General features: G+C 58.6%; 17 protein-coding genes and 1 riboswitch. Of the genes, 4 read left to right on the plus strand and 13 right to left on the minus strand.

Translation table 11 applies throughout. The features are described from left to right. Positions 1-28: 28 nt before the first annotated feature. The 5 genes from MHN28_RS08375 to MHN28_RS08395 all read right to left on the minus strand — a co-directional run bounded on the left by MHN28_RS08375 (position 29) and on the right by MHN28_RS08395 (position 7,437). Positions 29-670 carry a cell wall hydrolase gene (locus MHN28_RS08375; protein ID WP_239337917.1) on the minus strand — a complete coding sequence of 214 codons (642 nt, stop codon included), beginning with the start codon at positions 668-670 and terminating at the stop codon, positions 29-31. Positions 671-856: 186 nt separating this feature from the next. Further along, on the minus strand, positions 857-3,397 hold the full coding sequence (locus MHN28_RS08380; protein WP_239337918.1) for a putative PEP-binding protein: 2,541 nt from the start codon (positions 3,395-3,397) through the stop codon (positions 857-859). A 64-nt stretch (positions 3,398-3,461) separates the two neighbouring features. After that, a complete protein-coding gene (gene glyS, locus MHN28_RS08385; RefSeq protein ID WP_239337920.1) occupies positions 3,462-5,681 on the minus strand; it encodes a glycine--tRNA ligase subunit beta in 2,220 nt (739 codons plus the stop codon). 9 nt (positions 5,682-5,690) lie between these two features. Further along, the gene (gene gltS / locus MHN28_RS08390) at positions 5,691-6,905 is read right to left on the minus strand and encodes a sodium/glutamate symporter (protein ID WP_239337922.1); all 1,215 of its coding nucleotides are present in this window, start codon (positions 6,903-6,905) and stop codon (positions 5,691-5,693) included. A 7-nt stretch (positions 6,906-6,912) separates the two neighbouring features. Then, on the minus strand, positions 6,913-7,437 hold the full coding sequence (locus tag MHN28_RS08395; RefSeq protein WP_239337925.1) for a DUF6446 family protein: 525 nt from the start codon (positions 7,435-7,437) through the stop codon (positions 6,913-6,915). 91 nt (positions 7,438-7,528) lie between these two features. Between MHN28_RS08395 and MHN28_RS08400 the strand changes: the two genes are divergently transcribed. Beyond that, entirely contained in the window at positions 7,529-8,161 is a 633-nt protein-coding gene (locus MHN28_RS08400; protein WP_239337928.1) for a MarC family protein, read from the plus strand. Positions 8,162-8,169: 8 nt separating this feature from the next. Here the strand turns inward: MHN28_RS08400 and MHN28_RS08405 are convergent, their stop codons facing one another. Then, positions 8,170-9,099, minus strand: a complete 930-nt coding sequence (locus tag MHN28_RS08405; protein WP_239337930.1) for a glycine--tRNA ligase subunit alpha — start codon at positions 9,097-9,099, stop codon at positions 8,170-8,172. 205 nt (positions 9,100-9,304) lie between these two features. Here MHN28_RS08405 and MHN28_RS08410 point away from each other — a divergent pair, with 205 nt between their 5' ends. Beyond that, on the plus strand, positions 9,305-11,038 hold the full coding sequence (locus tag MHN28_RS08410; protein WP_239337932.1) for a serine protease: 1,734 nt from the start codon (positions 9,305-9,307) through the stop codon (positions 11,036-11,038). A 54-nt stretch (positions 11,039-11,092) separates the two neighbouring features. Here MHN28_RS08410 and MHN28_RS08415 read toward each other — a convergent pair whose 3' ends face one another. The 5 genes from MHN28_RS08415 to metZ all read right to left on the minus strand — a co-directional run bounded on the left by MHN28_RS08415 (position 11,093) and on the right by metZ (position 17,615). Continuing rightward, complete coding sequence (locus MHN28_RS08415) at positions 11,093-12,667, minus strand: thiamine pyrophosphate-binding protein (protein WP_239337934.1); 1,575 nt, start codon at positions 12,665-12,667, stop codon at positions 11,093-11,095. Next, a complete protein-coding gene (locus MHN28_RS08420; RefSeq protein ID WP_239337936.1) occupies positions 12,667-14,115 on the minus strand; it encodes a TrkH family potassium uptake protein in 1,449 nt (482 codons plus the stop codon). Before MHN28_RS08420 ends, MHN28_RS08415 begins: the two co-directional genes overlap by 1 nt. A 50-nt stretch (positions 14,116-14,165) precedes the next feature. Continuing rightward, entirely contained in the window at positions 14,166-14,873 is a 708-nt protein-coding gene (locus MHN28_RS08425) for a hypothetical protein (protein WP_239337937.1), read from the minus strand. Positions 14,874-15,152: 279 nt separating this feature from the next. Then, positions 15,153-16,256, minus strand: coding sequence for a GTP cyclohydrolase FolE2 (folE2, locus tag MHN28_RS08430; protein ID WP_239337938.1), 1,104 nt, complete (start codon positions 16,254-16,256; stop codon positions 15,153-15,155). 168 nt (positions 16,257-16,424) lie between these two features. Beyond that, a complete protein-coding gene (metZ, locus tag MHN28_RS08435; protein WP_239337939.1) occupies positions 16,425-17,615 on the minus strand; it encodes an O-succinylhomoserine sulfhydrylase in 1,191 nt (396 codons plus the stop codon). A 65-nt stretch (positions 17,616-17,680) separates the two neighbouring features. After that, positions 17,681-17,758: riboswitch (SAM riboswitch) on the minus strand. A 132-nt stretch (positions 17,759-17,890) separates the two neighbouring features. Here metZ and MHN28_RS08440 point away from each other — a divergent pair. Together MHN28_RS08440 and MHN28_RS08445 are read left to right on the plus strand one after the other, a co-directional pair. Beyond that, the gene (locus MHN28_RS08440) at positions 17,891-18,826 is read left to right on the plus strand and encodes an alpha/beta fold hydrolase (RefSeq protein WP_239337940.1); all 936 of its coding nucleotides are present in this window, start codon (positions 17,891-17,893) and stop codon (positions 18,824-18,826) included. A gap of 23 nt (positions 18,827-18,849) precedes the next feature. Beyond that, on the plus strand, positions 18,850-19,539 hold the full coding sequence (locus tag MHN28_RS08445) for a glutathione S-transferase N-terminal domain-containing protein (protein WP_239337941.1): 690 nt from the start codon (positions 18,850-18,852) through the stop codon (positions 19,537-19,539). A gap of 40 nt (positions 19,540-19,579) precedes the next feature. Here MHN28_RS08445 and MHN28_RS08450 read toward each other — a convergent pair whose 3' ends face one another. Then, complete coding sequence (locus MHN28_RS08450; protein ID WP_239337943.1) at positions 19,580-20,530, minus strand: hypothetical protein; 951 nt, start codon at positions 20,528-20,530, stop codon at positions 19,580-19,582. A gap of 109 nt (positions 20,531-20,639) precedes the next feature. After that, positions 20,640-21,011, minus strand: a complete 372-nt coding sequence (locus tag MHN28_RS08455) for an OB-fold nucleic acid binding domain-containing protein (RefSeq protein WP_239337946.1) — start codon at positions 21,009-21,011, stop codon at positions 20,640-20,642. Position 21,012 lies beyond the last annotated feature (1 nt).

A 21,012-nucleotide genomic window follows, 5' to 3' on the forward strand; every position in this document is an offset into this window, starting at 1 on the left:
CATCAAGGTTCCAGCGCGGGTGCGTCAATCAGTTGCTCGCGGTGCGGTAGTTGTGGCGATAAAAAATGTGCACGCCAATCCGCGCAGTTTCTTTGTAGACGCGCGACCAGGACGGGCGCACCGCTTTGGTGTGGTAGTGGGTCGCTCCTTCGGTCAGCCCAACGCCAACGCCGTCGATTGCGGCCCGCGCAACCTTGGACACTCGCTCATAGGCCTTTTTCTCGCGGATCACTTCCTTTTGCCCGTCGCAGGTGTAGGTGAACTGGCATTGGTATTTCTTGCCCGTCCCCTGCTTGATCACCCCGCACAGTGAGTTCGGAAAGCGGCCGCTTTCGACCCGGTTCAGGATCACCTCGGCCACGGCAAACTGACCGCGGACGCTTTCGCCGCGCGCTTCAAAGTACAGCGCTTCGGCCAGGCATTTAAAGTGCTCATCCCCGGTGGCCTTCGGCAGTTGATCCAGCCAAGCCTTCGAGTACGAAACTTTTTGCAGTACAGGCGCCTTTCGAGGCTTGAACAGATTCAGATAGTCGCGAAAGTTTTGCCCCGGCAATTCGCTCCGGTTCACAAGCTCACGTTTGGCAGATTCGGTGGCTTCTCTCTCAGCGAAAGAAACATTCGGCAGCACGGTTGCCGCCATCGTGGCAACAGCCATTATGTATCGTAGCATCAGATAACCTCGCACAGGCACATTCTGCGCCATACCCTCCCCCGGCGGGCGCGACGAGGCTCTTACCGAATTCAATCGGCCACGTCCAGTTCTGACGAAAAAGCAAGTGGAAAATCGCCGTTTCGTCAACAATATTTGACGACGGCGCTCTCTGTCTCCTACTAATTCTAGTTTCGAGTTTGGCTGTCAACCCCCAAGTCTGGACGAAATCGCCAGTTGAGCGGCAGCCAGCCGAGCGACGGGGACTCGGAAGGGGGAACAGGACACGTAGTCGAACCCCAAATCACGGCAAATGGCGATTGATTCGGGGTTACCGCCATGTTCTCCACAGACAGAAAGTGTAACGTCTGGTTGAGCTTGCCGGCCACGTTCAGCCCCAAGTTTAAGTAGCTCACCTACCCCATCCGGATCCAGCACATGAAACGGATCTTCTACAAAGACACCCTGCCGGACATAGGCCGACATGAACCGGCCCGCATCATCCCGAGACAGACCGTAGGTCATCTGCGTCAGGTCGTTGGTGCCGAAACTCAGAAACGCGGTCTGTGGCGCGATTTCATCGGCCCGCAGGCAAGCCCGCGGAGTTTCGACCATCACGCCCAGCCGGTATTCGAACTCCTGCCCGCGTTCGGCGGCGACGGATGCTGCCACGGAATCGATGCGCGCCTTGACCAGCTCGACCTCACGCTTTGCTGACACCAGCGGAATCATCACCTCGGGCACGACCGGTGCCCCGTCTTTGCTTGCCTCTAGCGTCGCTTCGAAAATCGCGCGCGCCTGCATGTCATAGATTTCCGGCACCGTGACACCCAGACGAACACCGCGCAGGCCCAGCATCGGGTTGTATTCGGTCATTGCCGCGACGCGACGCTCAACATCCGAAACCGGCAAATCCAAAGCCTCGGCCAGTTCACGCTGCCCCCCGCGCGTAGTTGGCAGGAATTCGTGTAACGGTGGATCGAACAGGCGGATGCAGACGGGCTGCCCTTCCATGATCCGGAAAAGCTGCACGAAATCGTCTCGCTGCATCGGCAGCAAGCGTTCCAGCACCGCTGCGCGACCGGACGAGGTTTGCGCAAAAATCATCTCGCGCATCACGATCAGTCGGCCGGGGTCAAAGAACATGTGCTCGGTCCGGCACAAACCGATCCCCTGCGCCATGAAGTTCCGAGCCGTCTGCGCGTCGGCCGGCGTGTCGGCGTTGGCGCGAATTGCGATGTCGCGCTCTTCGTCGGCCCAGCCCATCAGGGTCTGGAAACAATCATCCAATGCGGCTTCCAGCATGGTCGGCTTCCCTGCCAGTACCTGTCCCGAACTGCCGTCGATTGTCAGTGTGTCACCCGTCTTGAATACACGCCCGTCCGGTGCGGTCAGCTGCCTTTTCTTGGTCTGGAAACGCATCTCTGACGCGCCGACGATGCAGGGCAGCCCCAAACCGCGACCAATCACGGCGGCGTGGCTGGTCATGCCGCCCTTTTCGGTCAGCACGGCCACGGCTGCGTGCATCCCGCGCACATCCTCCGGAGACGTCTCACGGCGCACCAGAATACAGGGTTCTCCACGTGCGGCGCTGGCCTGAGCCTCAGCCGATGTAAACACGATTTTACCTGTCGCAGCGCCAGGACTGGCGGCGATACCGGTGGTCAGCGTGTCCCGGCGCGCATCCGGATGAACCTGCCGGTGTAGCAACTCGTTCAGCGAGTGCGGATCGACCCGCATCACCGCCTCTTGCGGCGGGATGATGCCGTCCTCGGCCAACCGCACGGCGATACGCATCGCAGCCCTAGCACTACGTTGAACACGCACACCGTCCAGAATATGAACATGGCCGTTTTCGATCACGAATTCGACCTGCATTTCCTCGCGCAACTTGATCCGCATCAGCGCTGCGTGCGCTTTTAGCTCTGCAAACGCCTCGGGTGCGACATCTTCCAAGGACGCTCCGCGCGGGTCCTTTTCAAGGTACAGCGCCGCAACGCCTTCACCCAGCGCGTCCCGGCCCTGGCTCTGGCTCAGATACCGACCGGTTATCTGAGGCAATCCGGTCGTCGGATCGATCAGTTGCAGAACGCCCGACCCGCACTCACCCTGCCCGACGCCTGGGATCATCTCTTGGATAACAAGCCCCAGCCCGGCATCCGCCGGCGCACCCTTGGCCTGCCGCAACAACCGGGCCGAGGTGCCATCCCACGCCCGCGCCATCGATCGCAGAACGGCGATCAGTTGCTCGCCCCGATCCTGCGGAAAGGCTTCGTCAGTTTCGTCCTCATAGGCGCGCAGAGATTCCTGCAGACCCTCGCGCCCGTCCGCTTCGATCTCGTCAAACACATCCGGGTCAAGGCGGGCCACATGAACGGCGAAGCTTTGCACAAAGCGCAGATACAGCGCGGCGGCGGCCTCAACTCCCATTGAATCCGACAGGTCGACATAGCGCGCGTCATTCATTCCGATGTTCAGAATGGCCCCCGGCCCGCCCCAGTCCGGGTCTTCGGAACTGGGTCTGACACACACCAGAGCGGTCTGGTCGAACTGGTCGAGAATTGCGCTGATGTCCGGGACCTGCCCGTCCGAGATTTGATGAACGGCGTCAAACGACAAGGCAACCGTTCGCGGTACTGGCAAGTCCAGCCGAACCAGACGTTGCAAGCATTTCGCCCGGCCGCCATGGGTATTGGCAGCAACGGGGGCTTCGGATGTGATCAGCGTGGTATTCGGATTATTCTGCACTGCGGCACCTTTTGGTTTGCACGCAGCATAAGCCCCTGCACCAATGGCGCAAGGGCGTTCTGGATCATCCGTCGATGCGGCTCAGATCGGCAACACTGGAGCAGACCTGACGGATCTGGCTCAGCAGGTTCAACCGGTTACGACGCAGGATGTCATTGTCGGTGTTGACCTGAACATCCTCAAAGAACGCATCCACCGGGCCGCGCAGATCGGCCATTGCCGACATGGCGGTGGGGAAATCCTCGGCCTTCAGCGCCGGGTCGATCTTGGCCTGCGCGGCTTCCAGCGCTCCGAACAGAGCCTTTTCGCTGTCGGTCTCTGCAAATTTGATATCCGCACCATAGGAGTACTCGACCCCGTCCTTTTCCTCGGCTTGGGTGAGGATGTTGTTGGCGCGCTTGAAGCCCTGCACGAGGTTCTCACCATCCTCGGTCGCGATCACAGCGTTCAGAGCGCGGGCACGTTTGACCAGCAGGTTGAGGTCGTCGTTGCCGTCCATCGCGATACAGGCGTCGATGATGTCGTGGCGGATGCCTTCGTCCCGGAGGAATACTTTGAGGCGGTCGTGGAAGAAGGAAAACAGATCATTGGCGGCTTGACCGCTGGCAGCAATGCTGTCTCCGCTCCGATACTCCGCGCTACGTTTTTCAAACTCTCTGTTTAGGAAACCGCGAGCCAGCTCGGGGTCCCGTGCTGCAATCCTAGCTGCAAGGTCCTCGGATTCCTGTTTCTTTTCGGCGTTTTCGCGTTCAACTAAAGTACGCGCAAGGCGCCAGAACACAGTCTCGCCAAGCTTCAAATGGAGTTCATTCTCCAACACCAACCGAATAACCCCCAACGCTGCACGACGCAGGGCAAACGGATCCTTCGACCCCGTCGGCTTCTCATCAATCGCCCAGAACGCTGTCAACGTATCCAGCTTGTCGGCCAGCGCCACCGTCACCGACAACGGTGCGGTGGGCACGTCATCCGACGGGCCAAGCGGCGAGTAATGCTCTTGCGCCACGGCGGCCACGGCGGCGTCTTCGCCTGCGGCTTCGACGTAATACCGCCCCATAAGCCCCTGTAGTTCGGGGAATTCATAGACCATCTCGGAACTCAGATCGGCCTTGGCCAGACGCGCGGCTTTCTCAGCCTGATCTGCATCTGCGCCCGTTACCGACGCCAACTCACGGGCCAGCGCGGCAATGCGGCCGATCCGCTCCGCCTGCGTGCCCAGCTTGTTGTGGAAGGTCACATTCTCCAGCGCGCGGGTCCATTGGGCGATGTCCGACTTGGCGATACGCAGGTCGTTCTCCCAGAAGAACTTGGCATCGGCCAAACGGGCCGACAGCACCTTTTGGTTCCCCGCCAGAATGGTCGCGCCATTGTCAGTGGTTTCGCGGTTCGCAACAGTGATGAACCGTTCAATCCGACCAGTTTTGGGATTACGGACCGAGAAGAACTTCTGATGCTCTTTCATCGAGGTTTGCAGAACCTCGGGCGGCAGTTCCAGAAACTCGACGTCGATCTGCCCCATCAGGACCACTGGCCATTCGACCAGCCCGGCGACCTCGGCCAGCAGGCCCTTATCGTCGACCACTTCCAGACCGGCGGCAAAGGCAAGGTTCTGGGCGTCGTTCCAAATATGCTCGGCGCGTTCCTCAGGCGACAGAACCACAAAGGCGCGTTTCAGCTTGGCGGCGTAATCCTCGAAGGACGAAACAGAAAAGCGGCCCGGCGCCATAAAACGATGACCTTCGGTGGTGTCGCCGGTCTTGATGCCCTCGATTTCCATCGGCACGACCTGCGCGCCGGTCTCATCGGTCAGAATGCACAGGATCGAATGCAGCGGGCGCACCCAGCGCAGACCGCCACTGCCCCAGCGCATGGATTTGGGCCATGGGAAGTTGCGGATCGTCGCCTCAAGCACCTCGGCAATGATCGCGGCCGCCGGACGGCCGGGTTTTTCGATGGTCGCGAAATAGACCGCGCCTTTGGGTGTTTCGCGTTCTTCCAGCTGGTCGCGGGTCAGACCTGCGCCGCGCAGGAAGCCCTCGATCGCCTTGTCCGGCGCGCCGACTTTGGGACCTTTGCGTTCTTCGCGGGTTGTGGGGCTTTCAGCCAGCAGCCCTTCGACCGCTAGTGTCAAACGCCGGGGCGTTGTCAGGGCAGCGGCAGAGGCATAGGTCAAACCGGCCTCGACCAAACCATCGGTGATCCGCTTTTTCAGGTCTTCGCCAGCGCGGGTCTGCATGCGCGCGGGGATTTCCTCGGAAAACAATTCGATCAGCAGGTCGGGCATATTCGGTCCTTAGAAATTGACGATCGTCTGAATGACGATGGCATTAGCGATATCCACAAAGAATGCGGATACAAGGGGCAGCACGATAAAGGCAATAGGCGATGGGCCATATCGCTTGGTGACTGCGGTCATATTTGCAATAGCGGTCGGGGTCGCGCCCAGGGCAAAGCCGCCGAAGCCCGCGGCCAGCACGGCGGCACGGTAGTTGCTGCCCATGACGGGAAACAGAACCCAGATCACGAAGGCCACCGTGAACAGCGTTTGGGCGGACATGATAACCACAATGGCAAGACCGAGTTCCGCGATGGTCCAGAGCTGCAGGCTCATCAGTGACATTGCCAGAAAGGCACCCAGCGAGAATTCAGAGATCAGCGCCAACGAAGGCGTACGTTCGACCGGTGGCCGGTTGGGCGCAAGCCAGGCGCGCAGGTTGGCGATTACGATGCCCATGATCAGGCAGGGCACGAACAGAGGCAGCTTCAGACCGGCAGCGCTGATCGCCTCGCCCAGAGAATACCCTGCAATGATCGCCAGGTTGAGGAACAGCAGCACCCGCATGATCGACAGGTGGTCGATTTGGTTGGACACATCATTTCCGTCAGAGGGCAGACCCACGGTATGCTCTTCGTCCGGGCGTGCGGGGTAGAGGTTGCGCCCTTCGACCAAAAGCCTTGCAATTGGACCTCCGACCAGAGCGGCCAGAACTAGCCCGAGCGTTGCCACCGCCACCCCCAACTCGGTCGCCCCGTCCAATCCGGTGGCCTCGGCCACTTCGGGTGCCCATGCAATCGCGGTGCCGTGCCCACCGATCAGCGCAGCCGAGCCGAATAGAACACCAGCCTGTGCTGGGTAGCCGAACATTGACGCCCCCAGCGCGCCGATCCCATTTTGCGCAATGATCGTGATCAACGTCAGGATCAACAACAAAAACAGAGGCTTGCCACCCGAAATCAAATCGGAAATTCGCGCATTCAACCCGATACCCGCAAAGAACACCACCAACAAGAAATCCCGTGTCGCAAGATCAAAGGACAGCTCGAGATCGAAGACCACATACAGCAGCAGCACGACCAGAGAGGCCAGCAATCCGCCCGTAACGGGTTCGGGAATGTTGAATTGACGTAGTGTGGCGACGCGCGCGTTGATCTCGGCCCCCAGCAGATACACCGCAAAACCCAATGTGGCTGTTAGAAAGTCGGGTATCTGCAGGGATTCGGCGGTCATTACGTCCTCAATTCTGCGGTTGGGCCGGGCATTCCTCGCCAATCACGGTGCCGTCATAGGCCTTTTCCCCGCAGTTGTTCAGGACGTGCCAAACATATCCTTTACCGTCGTTTGTAACCGCAACAATACGATCAACGCCGAAATGGATGTTCTTTGCCCCCATGAACGCTTTGGCATCGCCAGACTTCAGGGCATCCGCCAACGCGACGGCGTCATAGCAATCGAACCATCCCGGTGCCGTCAGCGGCTCTGCATCCTCGACGGCGATATGTGTTTCCTCGATCTGCTCAGGCGTCAGATCTGTTTCAAAACAGGCGCGGTAGCGGATGGGAGAGCTGTCTGCGTCTATCGCCTGAAAAGCGCTGTAGGAAATCGGCGCGGGCTCTTCGCTGCTCTCTGTCATCAACATGACATCCTGCCCCGGCTTGGGTTCAACGTCATAATAAAAACCGTAAATCTGCAGGTAATACATCCCGGCGCCGGCCACGACAGCCGAGACCAGTAGAATGATCGCAAGCAATTTTCCTGTCATCGTCTTTCCCTTCTGCTCACGATGCCTCTTTCACGCACGGTAAAAATAGGACAGGTTCCAATTGTTTACAGGCCGCAAAGAGACTTTTGGAATGGACAGCACCCTTGCCGTAGGATTTTTCGGAGCGCTTTTTGCGATCATGAATCCCATCACGAACCTGCCGGTTTTCCTGAGTGTCACAGACGGCTTGCCCCCTGCCGAGCAACGAAAGGTTGCAACTAAGACGGCCATCTACTGCCTGATCCTCGGCGGTGCGTTTGCGGCCATCGGCAACCAGACGCTCGGCCTGTTTGGGATCAGCGTGGATGATTTGCGCGTCGCCGGCGGTCTGGTCGTCCTGATGATCGGGCTGAACATGCTGAACGGAAAGCCCAGTACGTCGCATCATGGGACCGAGGGAGAACGGCAGTCCTATCCCGAACCTGATACCGTCGCGTTTTACCCCCTGGCCTTCCCGATCCTCGTGGGCCCAGGCACGATTACAACGCTGATCCTTTATGCTCACCATATCAAAAGCACCATCGATGCCACTGTTTACGCAGGTGTTTTTCTGATCGTTCTCTTGCTGTTGTTTGTGACGTTCTGGAACGCTTCGGCCATTGCAAAACGCCTGTCCGAGAACGCCCGTGTCATCATGAGCCGGTTCATGGGCATGATCCTGTCGGCCATCGCGATCGGTATGATCGCGGCTGGCCTCAAGGTCTTGCTGCCCGGACTGGCCTGAGCGGCGCATCAGGCCTCGAACCCGGCGGCCTCGGTCAGCAAGAACGCATCCGCGCATTGTTTCGCCAAGGCCCGCACGCGACCGATATAGGCTTGGCGTTCGGTTACCGAGATCACGCCGCGCGCATCCAGCAGGTTAAACACGTGGCTGGCCTTGATACACTGATCATAGGCCGGGTGTGCCATGATGATGCGTTTGCCGGTCTTTGGGTCGTCGTGTTCTTGCGACAGGATGGCAGCGCATTCTGCCTCGGCCTCTTCGAAGTGGCGCAGCAGAACCTCTGTGTTGGCCACGTCAAAGTTCCAGCGGGCGTATTCCTCTTCGGTCTGCTTGAAGATGTCGCCATATGTCAGCGGGCTGGGCGACTGAGGGTCATTGAATGGCATGTCCATCACGTGATCGATACCCAGCACATACATGGCCAAGCGTTCCAGACCATAAGTCAGTTCCCCCGAAACCGGCGCGCAGTCATGGCCGCCGACCTGCTGGAAATAGGTGAACTGGCTGACTTCCATACCGTCGCACCAAACTTCCCAGCCTAACCCCCAGGCACCCAGAGTCGGACTTTCCCAGTCATCCTCGACAAAACGGATGTCGTGCAGGTTCATGTCGATGCCGATGGCCTCGAGCGATCCCAGATACAGCTCCTGCAGGTCCGGTGGGCTGGGTTTGATCAGTACCTGATACTGATAATAGTGCTGCAACCGGTTCGGATTCTCACCATACCGACCATCCGTCGGACGGCGCGAAGGTTGCACATAAGCGGCAGCCCAAGCCTTGGACCCCAACGCGCGCAAAGTCGTCGCCGGGTGGAATGTCCCTGCCCCAACCTCCATGTCGTAGGGCTGCAGAATGGCGCAGCCTTTCGAGGCCCAATAGGTCTGCAGTCGCAGGATTATTTCCTGAAAAGAACGTGGAGCGCTGGACGGTTCGGTCATGAATTTCCCTTTGGGCACATCCGCGCCCTTTGCCGGTCGGTTTTGTCCTTCCTATGCAAGGGGCCAACGGGCGTCAACGGGCGTCAGCGCCCATGCTGTCACTGCGCAGCCACACTGGAAATTCCCCGTATTCCGGGCATGGCGTTCCGCGCATCAAATCGCGTAGTCTCCGGCAAAGATAAAACACTGCGGACATGGGCAGACAATGACACGCATACTTACGGCTATATTGTTTCTTTTTCTATTCGGCACGCGGGCCGTGTTTGCACAACAGGATGCTGGTGTGTGGGTTCAGGTCGAAGCGCAACCGTCGCTGCGTGAAGCGCAGGAACGGGCGCAGGCATATGCAAGCTTTCTCCCTGACGTAAACGGTTTTCGCCTGAACTCTGGCTGGTATGCTATTGTTATTGGGCCTTATTTGCGCAACGACGCCGAGCAGGTTTTGCGTGTCTACCGGGCCGAGGGGCAGATACCGGCAGACAGCTACATTGCGTTCTCAAACGCGCTGGGTCAGCAATTCTGGCCGATCGGCGCGAATATCCTGGACCGGGGTGTTGTGACGGCACCTGTTGAACCCCAGCCGGAACAGCCGGCGGTCGGGCTGACACCGCAAGCATCTGATGAAACGCGGTCGCAAGCTTTGCAAAGCGAACGCCTGCTGACCGCGAAAGAACGTCAGGACTTGCAGACCGCACTGCAGGCAGCTGGCTTCTATAACTCGACAATCGACGGCGCGTTTGGACAAGGTACGCGGCGTTCGATGGGCGATTGGCAGCGGTTCAATGGCTACGAGGCGACCGGCGTTTTGACGACCGCGCAGCGTAAAGCGCTGATGGATGACTTTAACGCCCCCCTGCTGAGCGTTGGGATGGATCGCCATTTGGACGCTCAGGCCGGTATCAATGTAGACCTGCCGCTGGGCGTCATTACGTTTGACCGGTACGAAGCACCGTTTGTCCACTTCAACAACTCAACCGATCTGGGCGCAAAGGCTCTGCTGATCAGCCAGAAAGGCGACAAAGCCACGTTGCGCGCCCTGTATGAGGTGATGCAGTCGCTGGAAATCGTTCCGCTCGACGGTCCTCGGCAGTTGCGTGGCGACAGCTTCTCCCTTGAAGGTCGCGGCAACGGAATCGTATCCTATAGCGAGGCACGACTGGATAATGGCCAGATCAAGGGCTTTACCTTGGTTTGGCCCGAGGACGACGATGCCCGACGGGCCAGAGTGCTTGCGGCAATCAAGGCCAGCTTCACCCCAACCGGCGCGGTGCTGGACGCATCGGCCGGAGCGGATGCTGAGCAACGGATTGATCTGGTCTCGGGTCTGCAGATCCGCAAACCTCGCCTGTCCCGCTCGGGCTTTTTTACCGACGCAGATGGCACTGTCCTGACCGTGTCCGAGGCGATCAATAACTGCACGCGTATCACGCTGGATGGCGATCAGGAGCTTCAGGTCGCCTGGTCGGACGCGGATCTGGGAATCGCTGTTCTGCGGCCCAGCCGCAATCTGGTTCCGGTCAACGTGGCAGAATTCAGCATAGACGCTCCACGCATCCAATCCGAGGTCGCTGTGTCCGGATTTTCCTATCAAGGCGCATTGGGTGCACCGACGCTCACCTACGGCCAAATCGCTGACCTGCGCGGATTGAATGGTGAAGACGGAGTAAAGCGTCTGGCGCTGGCAGCTCAGCCGGGCGACGCGGGCGGACCGGTGTTTGACGGCAACGGTCAGGTTGTTGGCATGCTGCTGCCGACGCCGACCGAGGGGCGCACCCTGCCCGAAACCGTCAGCCTTGCCGCCACGGCGAACCGGCTGAATGAGGCATTGACCAATGCCGGAGTGTCGGGCCAATCAGGCCAGTCCGCAGCGCAAGTTTCACCCAACGAGCTTAGCCGGCGCGCCACCGGGATGACCGTTTTGGTCCATTGCTGGGATTGATACGCGCCGAATGAGATCCAAGCGCCGCTCTTTCGGGCGGCGCTTTTTTGTAGGCTAAAGGATATCCGGTGTGACGCGGATCAGGGTCGGAACCGGCGCGTCGAATGCCGAACGAACTGCGACCTGCATCTCGTCCAGATTGGATGGCGCGGCCGACAAGGCTCCGAATGCCTCGGCCAGTTTACAGAAATCCGGATTCCGCGCCACGACTGCATTCGGGGCGATCTGGCCTCGAACCATACTGTCTTCGATCTCTTTGAGTTTCCCGTTGTCCCAAAGGATGATCGGCAGAGACAAACCCAGTTCAACCGCGACGCCAAGCTCTTGCATCGTATAATGAAAACCATAATCGCCTGCGATCACCGCAGTGGGTTTGCCCCTGCGGGCTACGGCCCCACCAATTCCGGCCGGTAGTCCATAGCCCAAAGTGCCGAACCCCGTCGGGTGGTGCCAATGGTAGGGATAGGCCATGTCCCAAACCTCTTTGGCGACATAGGCAAACTGTGTCATGTCGGAATAGATCATGGTGTCGCCGGGCATGGCTTCGCGCAGGGCGTCCATGACCGGCACAATTCCGGGGCGTTCCGCGTCCACCTCGGCCCGCCAGCGGTTGCGCGCCTCGACCACCTCTGCCGGTGACCAGCCGGTCGCAGGTTTTACATGATCAGTGGCTTCCAAGAGCGCGCGCGCAAAGCTTTCGCCATCTGCCTGCAGCTTGACCGCAGCCCGGTGACGGTCAGACAGAACTTTCGGATCGAGATCGACGCGCACCAGACTGGCAGAGTTGCCCAGTTCATCGCGCCACAGGTCAACCTCGCCCAGTTCCGCGCCAACCACGACCACAAGGTCCGCTGAGGCGATGACATCGGCGCTGCCTGGTCGCGGAAGCATGGCCCCAAAATCCAGAGCATAATCCAGCCCAGCCATTCCGCGACCGGCGTAGGTGGTGAAACATGCCGCACCCAATTCGGTCAGAATCTGCCGCCACAGGTTCGACCGCGCGCCTCCGCCCAGAATAAACAACGGACGCCGCGCAATGTTCAGCATGGACATCACCGGCGCAAGGTCCGGCGGCAGGACCTTTGTCCGCAAAGCGGGCTGGTTGGGAAATGGTGCAGGATCAGCGTCTGCTTCGAGCTGCGCGATAGGCACCTGAATGTGCTTTGGACGTGGGCGGCTAAGTTCGAATTCCTCGAAGGCGCGTTCAACCAACCCATAAGCCGCCTGCGCCGAATTGGCCTGACGCGACCAGTCGGTGACGGTTTCAGCCGCAGCCCGCTGATCCTTCATCTGGTGCAGTTGGCCATGCACAGCCTGCGCTTCGTCCAGACAGGACGACATTACCAGCATTGGAACCGAGTCCGTATAGGCCTGCCCCATCGGCGTCATGATGTTGCACAACCCCGGCCCTGTGATCACATAGGCGACACCCGGCTTGCCAGTCGCTCGGGCATAGCCATCGGCCATGAACCCGGCGCCTTGTTCGTGTCGGGCCAGAACATGTGTAATCCCGGCTTCCTCGATCCCGCGATACATTTCCTGATTATGCACGCCGGGAATGCCAAAGATGACATCCACGCCGCGATCCCTGAGCATATGCGAAATTTGCGCACCAAGGGGTCTTTTCATCAGTTTCTCCAGAATTGGACAGTGAACAGTGCGTAGACGGCCAACAGCTCAAGCCGCCCGACCAACATACCAATCGATAACAACCACTTGGCGGTGTCGCTGAGTCCCGCGAAGTTACCGGCTGGTCCGATTTTATCCCCCAGCCCCGGCCCGACATTGGCCAAAGCTGTGGCTGCCCCGGATACCGAAGTTATGAAATCCAGCCCTGTCAGTGCCAACGCCCAGGCAAGCACACCCAGCGAAACCACGAAGAACATGAAAAAGCTCATCACTGAGGTCAGAACATCCGGGCCGATCGTACGGCCGTCATACTGGGGTGTAAAAACACCATGTGGTGTACGAATTCGCCGGATCTGGGTTTTGATCGAGGCAAACAGCAGCTGATACCGAAAGATCTTGATCGAACAGGCGGTAGACCCCGCGCACCCGCCGATCAGACCGATCAGAAAGAACATCATGATCGGAAAGCTGCCCCAGCCCATGTAGTCGACGCTGGCATAGCCAGTACCGGAAATGATCGACGTGATGTTGAACAGGGACTCCCGAACGGCCTGTTCCCAATGATGGGGAAACACTGACGTCAGAAAGACCGCCATGATGACAACCAACACCAAAATCGTAGCCAGAAAAGTTCGAATCTGGCTGTCGTGAAAAATCGATTTTGTGTTGCCATTTGCGAACTGGACATACCGGACGAACGGCAGCGCCGCCAGGATCATGAAGACCGAGGCCGCATATTCGGCAGTGCCGGAAAACGTCCCAAAGGACGCATCATAGTTCGAGAACCCTCCGGTTGAGATTGTCGTTAGTGAGTGAACCACGGCATCAAAGAAACCCATGCCCAAGCCGGCGTAGACCAAAGCACAGACGACGGTCAGAAAGACGTAGATCAGGGAAATCTGACCCGCGATCTCCTGCGCGCGCGGCAGGATTTTCCCCATGGTTTCAAATCCTTCCGATCGGAAGATCTGCATACCACCGACCCGAAGTTCGGGCAGGAAAACCATCGCTACGACAATGATGCCGATACCGCCCAGCCATTGCAGCAAACCCCGCCACAGCAACAGACCTCGCGGCAGGTTGTCGAGACCCGAGATGACGGTCGAACCGGTTGTCGTCAGGCCGGACATTGCCTCGAAGTAAGCATCGACAAATCGCAGCTCGGTCTCACCGAGCAGAAACGGAATAGCACCAAAAAAGGGCAGCGCGACCCAAACGCCGGTGGTCAGCAAAAAGGTCTGACGGATCGTCAGACCTTCGCCCACCCCGTTCGAACAACTCATCGCCAGGATGACGCCGGTCAGAATCGTGATGACGCCGCTTTCCAGAAATACGTGCCACTCACCCCGTCCCTCAATGAGGTCCGCAAGCATGGGCAGCATCATGGTCGCCCCAAGAATGGCGACCAACAGGCCAATCACATATCCAACCGGGCGCATGTCCGTCATGAGGCGCAGCGTTGGCGCGCCTGCACGACTGTGTCAAGCGGTGTCCGGTTTTACTCTTCCGTTTTAGCCGCAGGTGTTGGCATTACAGGCGGTTTGGACGGTGCGCGGGTACGACGCGCCGGGGCCGCAGATGCCTGTGACGTTGCCGGTTTTGCAGCGTCAGACGCAGCAACCGACGGGTTTGCGTTTGCCGGCTTGGCCACAACCGGTTTGACGGCTGGCTTGACCGGAGCCTTTGGAGCCTCGGCTTTGGCACTCACCTGAGGGGTCGCCGGCTTGGCGGCCTGAACTTTAGGTTCAGCCGTTTTCGCAACTGCCGGTTTTTGCGCCACCGGCTTTGGTTTCGCCGCTACTGCCGGTTTCGGTGCCGACCGCTTTTTCGCGACGGCGGGTTTTGCCACCGGCTTGTCTACAACCTCGGCAGTTTTTGCCGCCACCGGAGCCGTCTTAGTCGCGGCTGGCTTGGGTGATTCGACCTTTGGCTTGGCAACCGTTTTCTTGCGGGCGACCGGCTTGGGTTTCGCGACCGGTGCTGGTTTGGCCTTGGCGGCCGGTTTGGCCTTTGGCTTGACCTGTTCCGATGGTGCAACCGGTGCCGGAGCCGAGGCTGACGCGTGCAAAGCGTGCACTGACACAAACGGCAGTTCCATCGCCGAGCGGGTCAAAATCTGCATTATTTTCATTTGGTTGCTAACCGCATATCCGGCCATTCGAATGGCCGCAGCCTGAAACTCCAGCGGTTGGGAAATCGGATTCATACGTTAGTTCTCCTCTGAAAGCGATGCAGCCGACAAAAGAGTGAAGGACCCTGCCCGTCCCGATCTCTCGGGCGGATTGCGCAGTCAAGCAGTTCTGAGCGTCGCACGTCTCAGCTTCCTTTCAGGGTGGCAGACCCTGCAAACAATGCGCACCTGCCACGGCTGCATTCCGCGCCAGTGTACCGCGAACAACTGTGCGAGCGCAGCAATATTCGCTGCACTGCGGCGGAAAACCGCCGTTAGTCTAATTTTGATACTTTAACGATCTATTCTGGCCCGTCATCCGACGTGGAACAGAGTGCTGAACATCCTTGGGTCCAGGCTGGCGGAAACAAAGGTCGGACCTTCGGTCAGAACCGAGACCGCGTCATGGCTGTGCAGGCTTTCCTGATGGCTGGCAACCACGCGGAAATCGCCGACATGGTGGTCGGCCAGCAACTCGGCACAGAACAGACGGGCGGCATCTTCAACGAAAATCGGGTTGGCGGCATTGAGCTCGGCAAAGGCCTGTTCGTCTTCGCGTTTGACCATCACCTGCGTTTCCGTCGGCACCGCACGTCGACAAATGGCGATCAGGTCTTCGAACCACAGACAATCCGCATCACAATCGACCACGACCGAAATCCGGGCCACCGACCGCTGCGAATGCGGCGTGGCCAGTTGCCCACGGGTCGAACGCGCGTGTTCGCTGAGTTCCAGCGAACATGGGCAAGTCGAAGAGTAAACATAGTCCAGATGCATGATCTTCTGACGCACGCCGCCCTGCTCTACCAGTTCCAGCGCGATGTCATAATACTGGTACCCTTCCAGGCCCGACCGCAGGCTTTTTACCCGGTCAGGATAAGAAAACCGCATCTGGATACGTGCGTCGAAACTGTCCAAATCGGATATGTAGTCATCAAGCGCTGCTTCCATCACCTCAAAGCTGAAGGTGCGTTCGGCATGCTTGTAGAATGATCGCATGATCCGGGACATGTTGATGCCCTTCTTTTCGGCATCAAGGCTGACCGTTCCGGTAATCGAAGTTTCGAGCGTCAAGTCTTCGCCATGCTTGCGATGAAACCGGATCGGCAGGCGGAAATTGGAAATCCCGACGTGCTGGATCTGTTGCTTGGCACCGCGGATCAGACTGGACGGACCGTTTTGCAGGTCCGGCAATGTGGCGCGGTATGCACTGTCGACCGTGAACCCCTCGGGGTAGTTGCGCGACAACGATGGGTAATTCACCGGAACCAGACCAGGCACCAGCCGAGCAATCGCCGGGTCCAGCTGACTGATCTCGGTTTCGGTCGCTGACTCGGCCCATTTCCGCAATGTCTTCAGAGCGGCTTCGGCTTCGTCGTTGTCAGGCGTGTCCTCAATGTCGCGGGGGTGCACGTTCATCGATCGGGTTCCTCGGTTGATCGCCGGACTATATACAGCTCCGGCGCGTTTTCCAGTGTAGCTTTATACGCTGGAAATCACAGTCCGGATCGAAATTCGGCGAATGACGCATGAGTTGCGTCATTTTCACTTACGTTCGATCCGGATTTCAGTAAACCGCCGTCGCTGTTAACGTTGCGACACATCCAAGGCGTGTTTGATGTCTGCCAGCAGATCGCCAGCATCTTCCAATCCGACGGAGAAGCGGATGAGGCCGGGTGTAATGCCCAGCTCGTCTTTCTGCTCATCACTAAGCCGCTGGTGAGTAGTGGTGGCCGGGTGCGTCGCGATCGACTTGGCATCCCCCAGATTGTTCGAGATCACCGGGATTGTCAGCGCGTTCAGGAATGCAAACGCAGCATCTTTACCGCCTTTGATATCCAGCGACAGAACGGTTCCGCCCTTGCCGCCCAGCTGGGTCTGAACCAACGCGTTCTGAGCGTGGGTTTTCAGGCCGGGATACAGGGTACGTTCCAGCGCCGAATGCCCTTCCAGTGCTTCGGCAATAACCAGCGCCGTTTCGGCCTGAGCATTAACGCGCAGCGCCATCGTCTCCAGCCCTTTCAGCATGATCCACGCATTGAACGGGCTCAGCGCGCCGCCGGTATGTTTCAGATAGGGTTCGACGGTTCCACGGATGAAGTCCTTGGTACCGATGATGACACCGCCCAGGGCGCGCCCCTGCCCGTCGATATGCTTGGTCGCGGAATAGACGACGACATCGGCCCCCTGCGCGATCGCGCGCGAGAAGACCGGTGTGGAAAACACATTGTCCACAATCACAAGCGCACCAACCGCATGAGCCAGTTCGGCAACTGCCGCGATGTCGATCACCTCAAGCGTTGGGTTCGACATGGATTCGAAGAACACCGCCTTTGTGTCTGGCCGAATAGCAGCCTGCCATGCGTCCAGATCAGTGCCGTCCACAAACGTAACCTCGACCCCAAAGCGTGTCAGGATGTTCTCGAGGATGTACAGACACGACCCGAACAAAGCCTTGGCCGACACCACATGATCGCCCGCCTTCAGCATCGAAGTCAGCGCAGCGTTTACCGCAGCCATACCGGAAGCCGTGGCGAAAGCGTCCTCGCCCCCTTCCAACGCGGCGATGCGCTGCTCAAACATCGACACGGTCGGGTTGCCGTAGCGGGCATAGATGAACTCGTCCGGGCCGGTTTCGATGAACCGTGCCTCGGCCTGCTCGGCTGTCTCATAGACAAAGCCCTGCGTCAGAAAGATCGCTTCGCTGACCTCATTGTATTGGCTGCGACGGGTGCCGCCATGGACGGCTTGGGTGCGTTTATTCCAGCTCTCGCTCATCTCATTCCTCTCGACCCTTGTCAGGCAAGGGCATCAAAAAAACCCCAGACGCGGTCAAGCGAAAGGGGCCTTTCATCCTGACCTTTTAGCGGTTTTGTTTAGCGTGGCCCGCAATCCGGTAACAAATCGCCACGTGGTGCCGTTGCCCTTACGCCGCACTTGCGAATTCGTCAACCCCGACTGGGACAACGTCACGGTTCTGTAACCGCTCTTTCACCAAAGCGTCATAGCGTTATGGCAGATCGACACCACAACATATTGTGTGAGGCAAAGTCATGCCAGTAGTCAGGATCAATGCCATCGGTGACACCGTCACCCTGCACCGTAGCCCCCGATCCCCGCGCAGTGTCTTGCGGCAAACACGCGATACGCAAGGGCCGGTCATCATCATGACCCACGGATACAAATACCGGCCAGAAGACGGCAAAGCCTGCCCGCACCGACATATTTTGGCTTTCCACCCAACGCCAACGCCTTGGCATTGCCCCAGTTGGCCGCAGCAACTGGGCTTTGGCTCCGGTTTCGATGATGAGGGCCTGGGCATCGCCTTTGGATGGAATGCGCAGGGACCATTGTGGGCGGCGCGTCGGCGTGCTGTGGAAGCTGGTCGCGCGCTTGCCGATATGGTCCGCTACCTGCGCCGTCTCAACCCGAATCGGCCGATCCATTTCATCGGGCATTCGATGGGTACGGAACTGGCGCTGGAAGCTCTGCACTACATCCAACCCGGATCTCTGAACCGCATCATTTCGATGACCGGCGCCGCCTATCAAAGCCGGACGCTGAGCGCGCTGGAAACCCCGGCAGGTCGACAGGCCGAGTTCATCAACGTGACCAGCCGGGAAAACGACGTGTTCGATTTCATGTATGAATGGCTGATCCAGCCACCCAAACGCGGCGACCGCAGCATCGGCCTTGGGTTCGAAGCTCCAAACGCGGTGACCTTGCAGATCGACTGCCATGACACACTTGAACATCTGTCGCGCATGATTTTCCCGGTCGGTACCCCGCAACGCCGTGTCTGTCACTGGTCCAGTTATACCCGCCCCGGCGTTCTGCGCGTCTACAATGCTCTGTTGCGCAATCAGGACCACCTGAGCCTGCACCAACTGCGCGGCGGCGTCCCGGAACAGTCTGATCGCCGTTGGTCACGGCTTTTTGCTCTGCCCTGCCCGTACGACCTCTTGCCGTTTGCACAGAAAGCCTCATGATCTTCTCAACTTGAGGAGACGCCATGATCGACCTGTATTTCTGGCCCACGCCGAATGGCTGGAAGGTATCCATCGCTTTGGAAGAGATGGAGCTGCCCTACATCACCCACCTGATCAATATCGGCAAAGGCGATCAGTTCGACCCCGAATTCCTGAAGATCGCCCCCAACAACCGCATGCCTGCCATCGTCGACCCCGACGGCCCGGACGGCGAACCGGTCTCAGTATTCGAAAGCGGCGCGATCCTGATGTATCTGGCTCGCAAAACCGGGCGCTTCTATGGGAAAACCGAGCGTGATCGGATCGCAGTCGAGGAATGGCTGATGTGGCAGATGGGCGGCGTCGGCCCGATGGCGGGTCAGGCGCATCACTTCCTGAAATATGCCCCCAACATGGACCCGCCCCAAGACCTGCCCTACGCAAAAGACCGCTATAGGGCAGAGGTCGGACGTCTGTACGGCGTGCTGGACCGGCGGCTGGCCGAAAACGAATACGTCGCGGGTGATTTCTACTCGATCGCCGATATGTCGATCTGGGGCTGGGCTAGTCTGTGGGAGGGCCAGCAGCAGGTATTGGAGGACAAGCCACATTTCACCCGATGGCTTGAAACTGTGAGCGCCCGCCCGGGGGTTCAGGCAGGGCGCGCACTACACGCCGAGCTTCGAGGCGATCATAGGGACAAACAGGCGCAAGGGGTTTTGTTCAAACGGTGAGAAAATTACCTGAGCTGTGGTCATGACAAATTCATTGCTTCTAAGCTGACCCACCGCTGCGACTTGGAGGGTCGTCGTTGAATTGCTCAAAAAACCGTGCAAGTCCAACCAGTGGAGAGGTATGGGGCAGATCGACCAGCGCAACAGATTTGCGGCCTTGTGCCCGCATCAACTGCCCGTGCATATGGTCACCTGCAAAGTCTGTTAGCCAGAAGCCTACTTCCGCGTGAATATTGGCGCGGTCGAATACTGTGCGTTTTTCACAAATTGTCATTCGACCCGCTCGACGGACGCTGAGATATTCGACCTCAACCCGCGACTCTCCATCAATCTCATGATATACTGATATTACCTGATTGAGGTCATCCTCCTGCTCTATCCTACAGTAATAGCTCATCATCTCGACCTCTGGCTCGAGGGTCTCAGCGTTCACGGTGTTTATTTTGGTGTTAACGTGGAAGAGCCCATTCTCACCCACAGGGCCAGATTTTGTGCGGTCATTGGTGCTGTTTGGTGTAGATTTGAGAATTTTGAACGCCTCATTCGGAGGTATGTCCGTTCGAATGCGCGAATGCATTCGTTTGCTTCCGAAAGAGTACTTCTCAAAGGTATTGGGTAACCAATTCAGTCCGAGCCACAAAAAAATTCCGCCGAACACGACACCGAATATCAGCCAGGCGGTGGCTTGTCCGCGATTATGGTCCGGCGCGGTTGCCGGTAAGGCTTCGAATAGTGGAAATAGCATCAGAACGAGCCCAAGCACCATTGCAGTGGTAAGCGTTTCCCACCAGACGCGCGGATAAGTGAGCACTAAAGCCATAATGACCGCGATACAGAACAGGGCCACGCCAGCTTGGATCGGGGGGTCTTGTAGCAATACAGAAGGCCCAAAGAGCCACCAGCCGATTGCCCATTGTGCGAATATGGCCAAAAGACAGGCTATGATGAGCCTGCGCAATCGGACAATACGGTATAAATACTTGTTGTTCATAATTTATCGCCTTTAAGTTGCAGTACTTTCTTCACTTAATTTTGGCGAAATCATGACGTTTCCAGCCAGCTGACTTCAGTGTGGCAGGCGCCTGCCATTATGTTGGCGGTTAATGCTCCCCCCGCACCAGTACGTCCAGCATCCCTGAGATATCCTCGACCTCTTCCGCGATCACATGGGTGACCGAATGTGCCCGCTGCATGCGGCCCGTGACCCGCAGCAGCCTCCCCGAAATCACTGCACGGCGGAATTGCTCGTAGATCTTGCGCCAAACCACCACGTTCACGATGCCGGTCTCATCCTCAAGCGTGACAAAGATCACCCCCTTGGCCGTCCCCGGCCTCTGCCGCAGGATCACCAGCCCCGCAACAGTCACCAGCGCACCCTCGGGCGGGTCGTCCAGCCGCTTGGCAGGCAGGCACGCGGGCGGGCGCGGCCAATCTCGGTTCGAAACCGCAGGGCGGGCAGACAGCACAATCATG

The organism is Ruegeria sp. Ofav3-42 (assembly GCF_022347725.1).
Lineage (GTDB): Bacteria > Pseudomonadota > Alphaproteobacteria > Rhodobacterales > Rhodobacteraceae > Ruegeria.

What these genes read in the sequence shown, in the direction of transcription:
- MHN28_RS08410 (WP_239337932.1), top strand. Translation starts at nt 9,305, where the DNA reads ATGACACGCATACTTACGGCTATATTGTTTCTTTTTCTATTCGGCACG.
- folE2 (WP_239337938.1), bottom strand. Translation starts at nt 16,256, where the DNA reads ATGAACGTGCACCCCCGCGACATTGAGGACACGCCTGACAACGACGAA.
- MHN28_RS08420 (WP_239337936.1), bottom strand. Translation starts at nt 14,115, where the DNA reads ATGACGGACATGCGCCCGGTTGGATATGTGATTGGCCTGTTGGTCGCC.
- MHN28_RS08450 (WP_239337943.1), bottom strand. Translation starts at nt 20,530, where the DNA reads ATGAACAACAAGTATTTATACCGTATTGTCCGATTGCGCAGGCTCATC.
- glyS (WP_239337920.1), bottom strand. Translation starts at nt 5,681, where the DNA reads ATGCCCGACCTGCTGATCGAATTGTTTTCCGAGGAAATCCCCGCGCGC.
- MHN28_RS08425 (WP_239337937.1), bottom strand. Translation starts at nt 14,873, where the DNA reads ATGAATCCGATTTCCCAACCGCTGGAGTTTCAGGCTGCGGCCATTCGA.
- MHN28_RS08375 (WP_239337917.1), bottom strand. Translation starts at nt 670, where the DNA reads ATGCTACGATACATAATGGCTGTTGCCACGATGGCGGCAACCGTGCTG.
- MHN28_RS08400 (WP_239337928.1), top strand. Translation starts at nt 7,529, where the DNA reads ATGGACAGCACCCTTGCCGTAGGATTTTTCGGAGCGCTTTTTGCGATC.
- MHN28_RS08455 (WP_239337946.1), bottom strand. Translation starts at nt 21,011, where the DNA reads ATGATTGTGCTGTCTGCCCGCCCTGCGGTTTCGAACCGAGATTGGCCG.
- MHN28_RS08405 (WP_239337930.1), bottom strand. Translation starts at nt 9,099, where the DNA reads ATGACCGAACCGTCCAGCGCTCCACGTTCTTTTCAGGAAATAATCCTG.
- MHN28_RS08445 (WP_239337941.1), top strand. Translation starts at nt 18,850, where the DNA reads ATGATCGACCTGTATTTCTGGCCCACGCCGAATGGCTGGAAGGTATCC.
- MHN28_RS08415 (WP_239337934.1), bottom strand. Translation starts at nt 12,667, where the DNA reads ATGAAAAGACCCCTTGGTGCGCAAATTTCGCATATGCTCAGGGATCGC.
- MHN28_RS08440 (WP_239337940.1), top strand. Translation starts at nt 17,891, where the DNA reads ATGCCAGTAGTCAGGATCAATGCCATCGGTGACACCGTCACCCTGCAC.
- gltS (WP_239337922.1), bottom strand. Translation starts at nt 6,905, where the DNA reads ATGACCGCCGAATCCCTGCAGATACCCGACTTTCTAACAGCCACATTG.
- metZ (WP_239337939.1), bottom strand. Translation starts at nt 17,615, where the DNA reads ATGAGCGAGAGCTGGAATAAACGCACCCAAGCCGTCCATGGCGGCACC.
- MHN28_RS08395 (WP_239337925.1), bottom strand. Translation starts at nt 7,437, where the DNA reads ATGACAGGAAAATTGCTTGCGATCATTCTACTGGTCTCGGCTGTCGTG.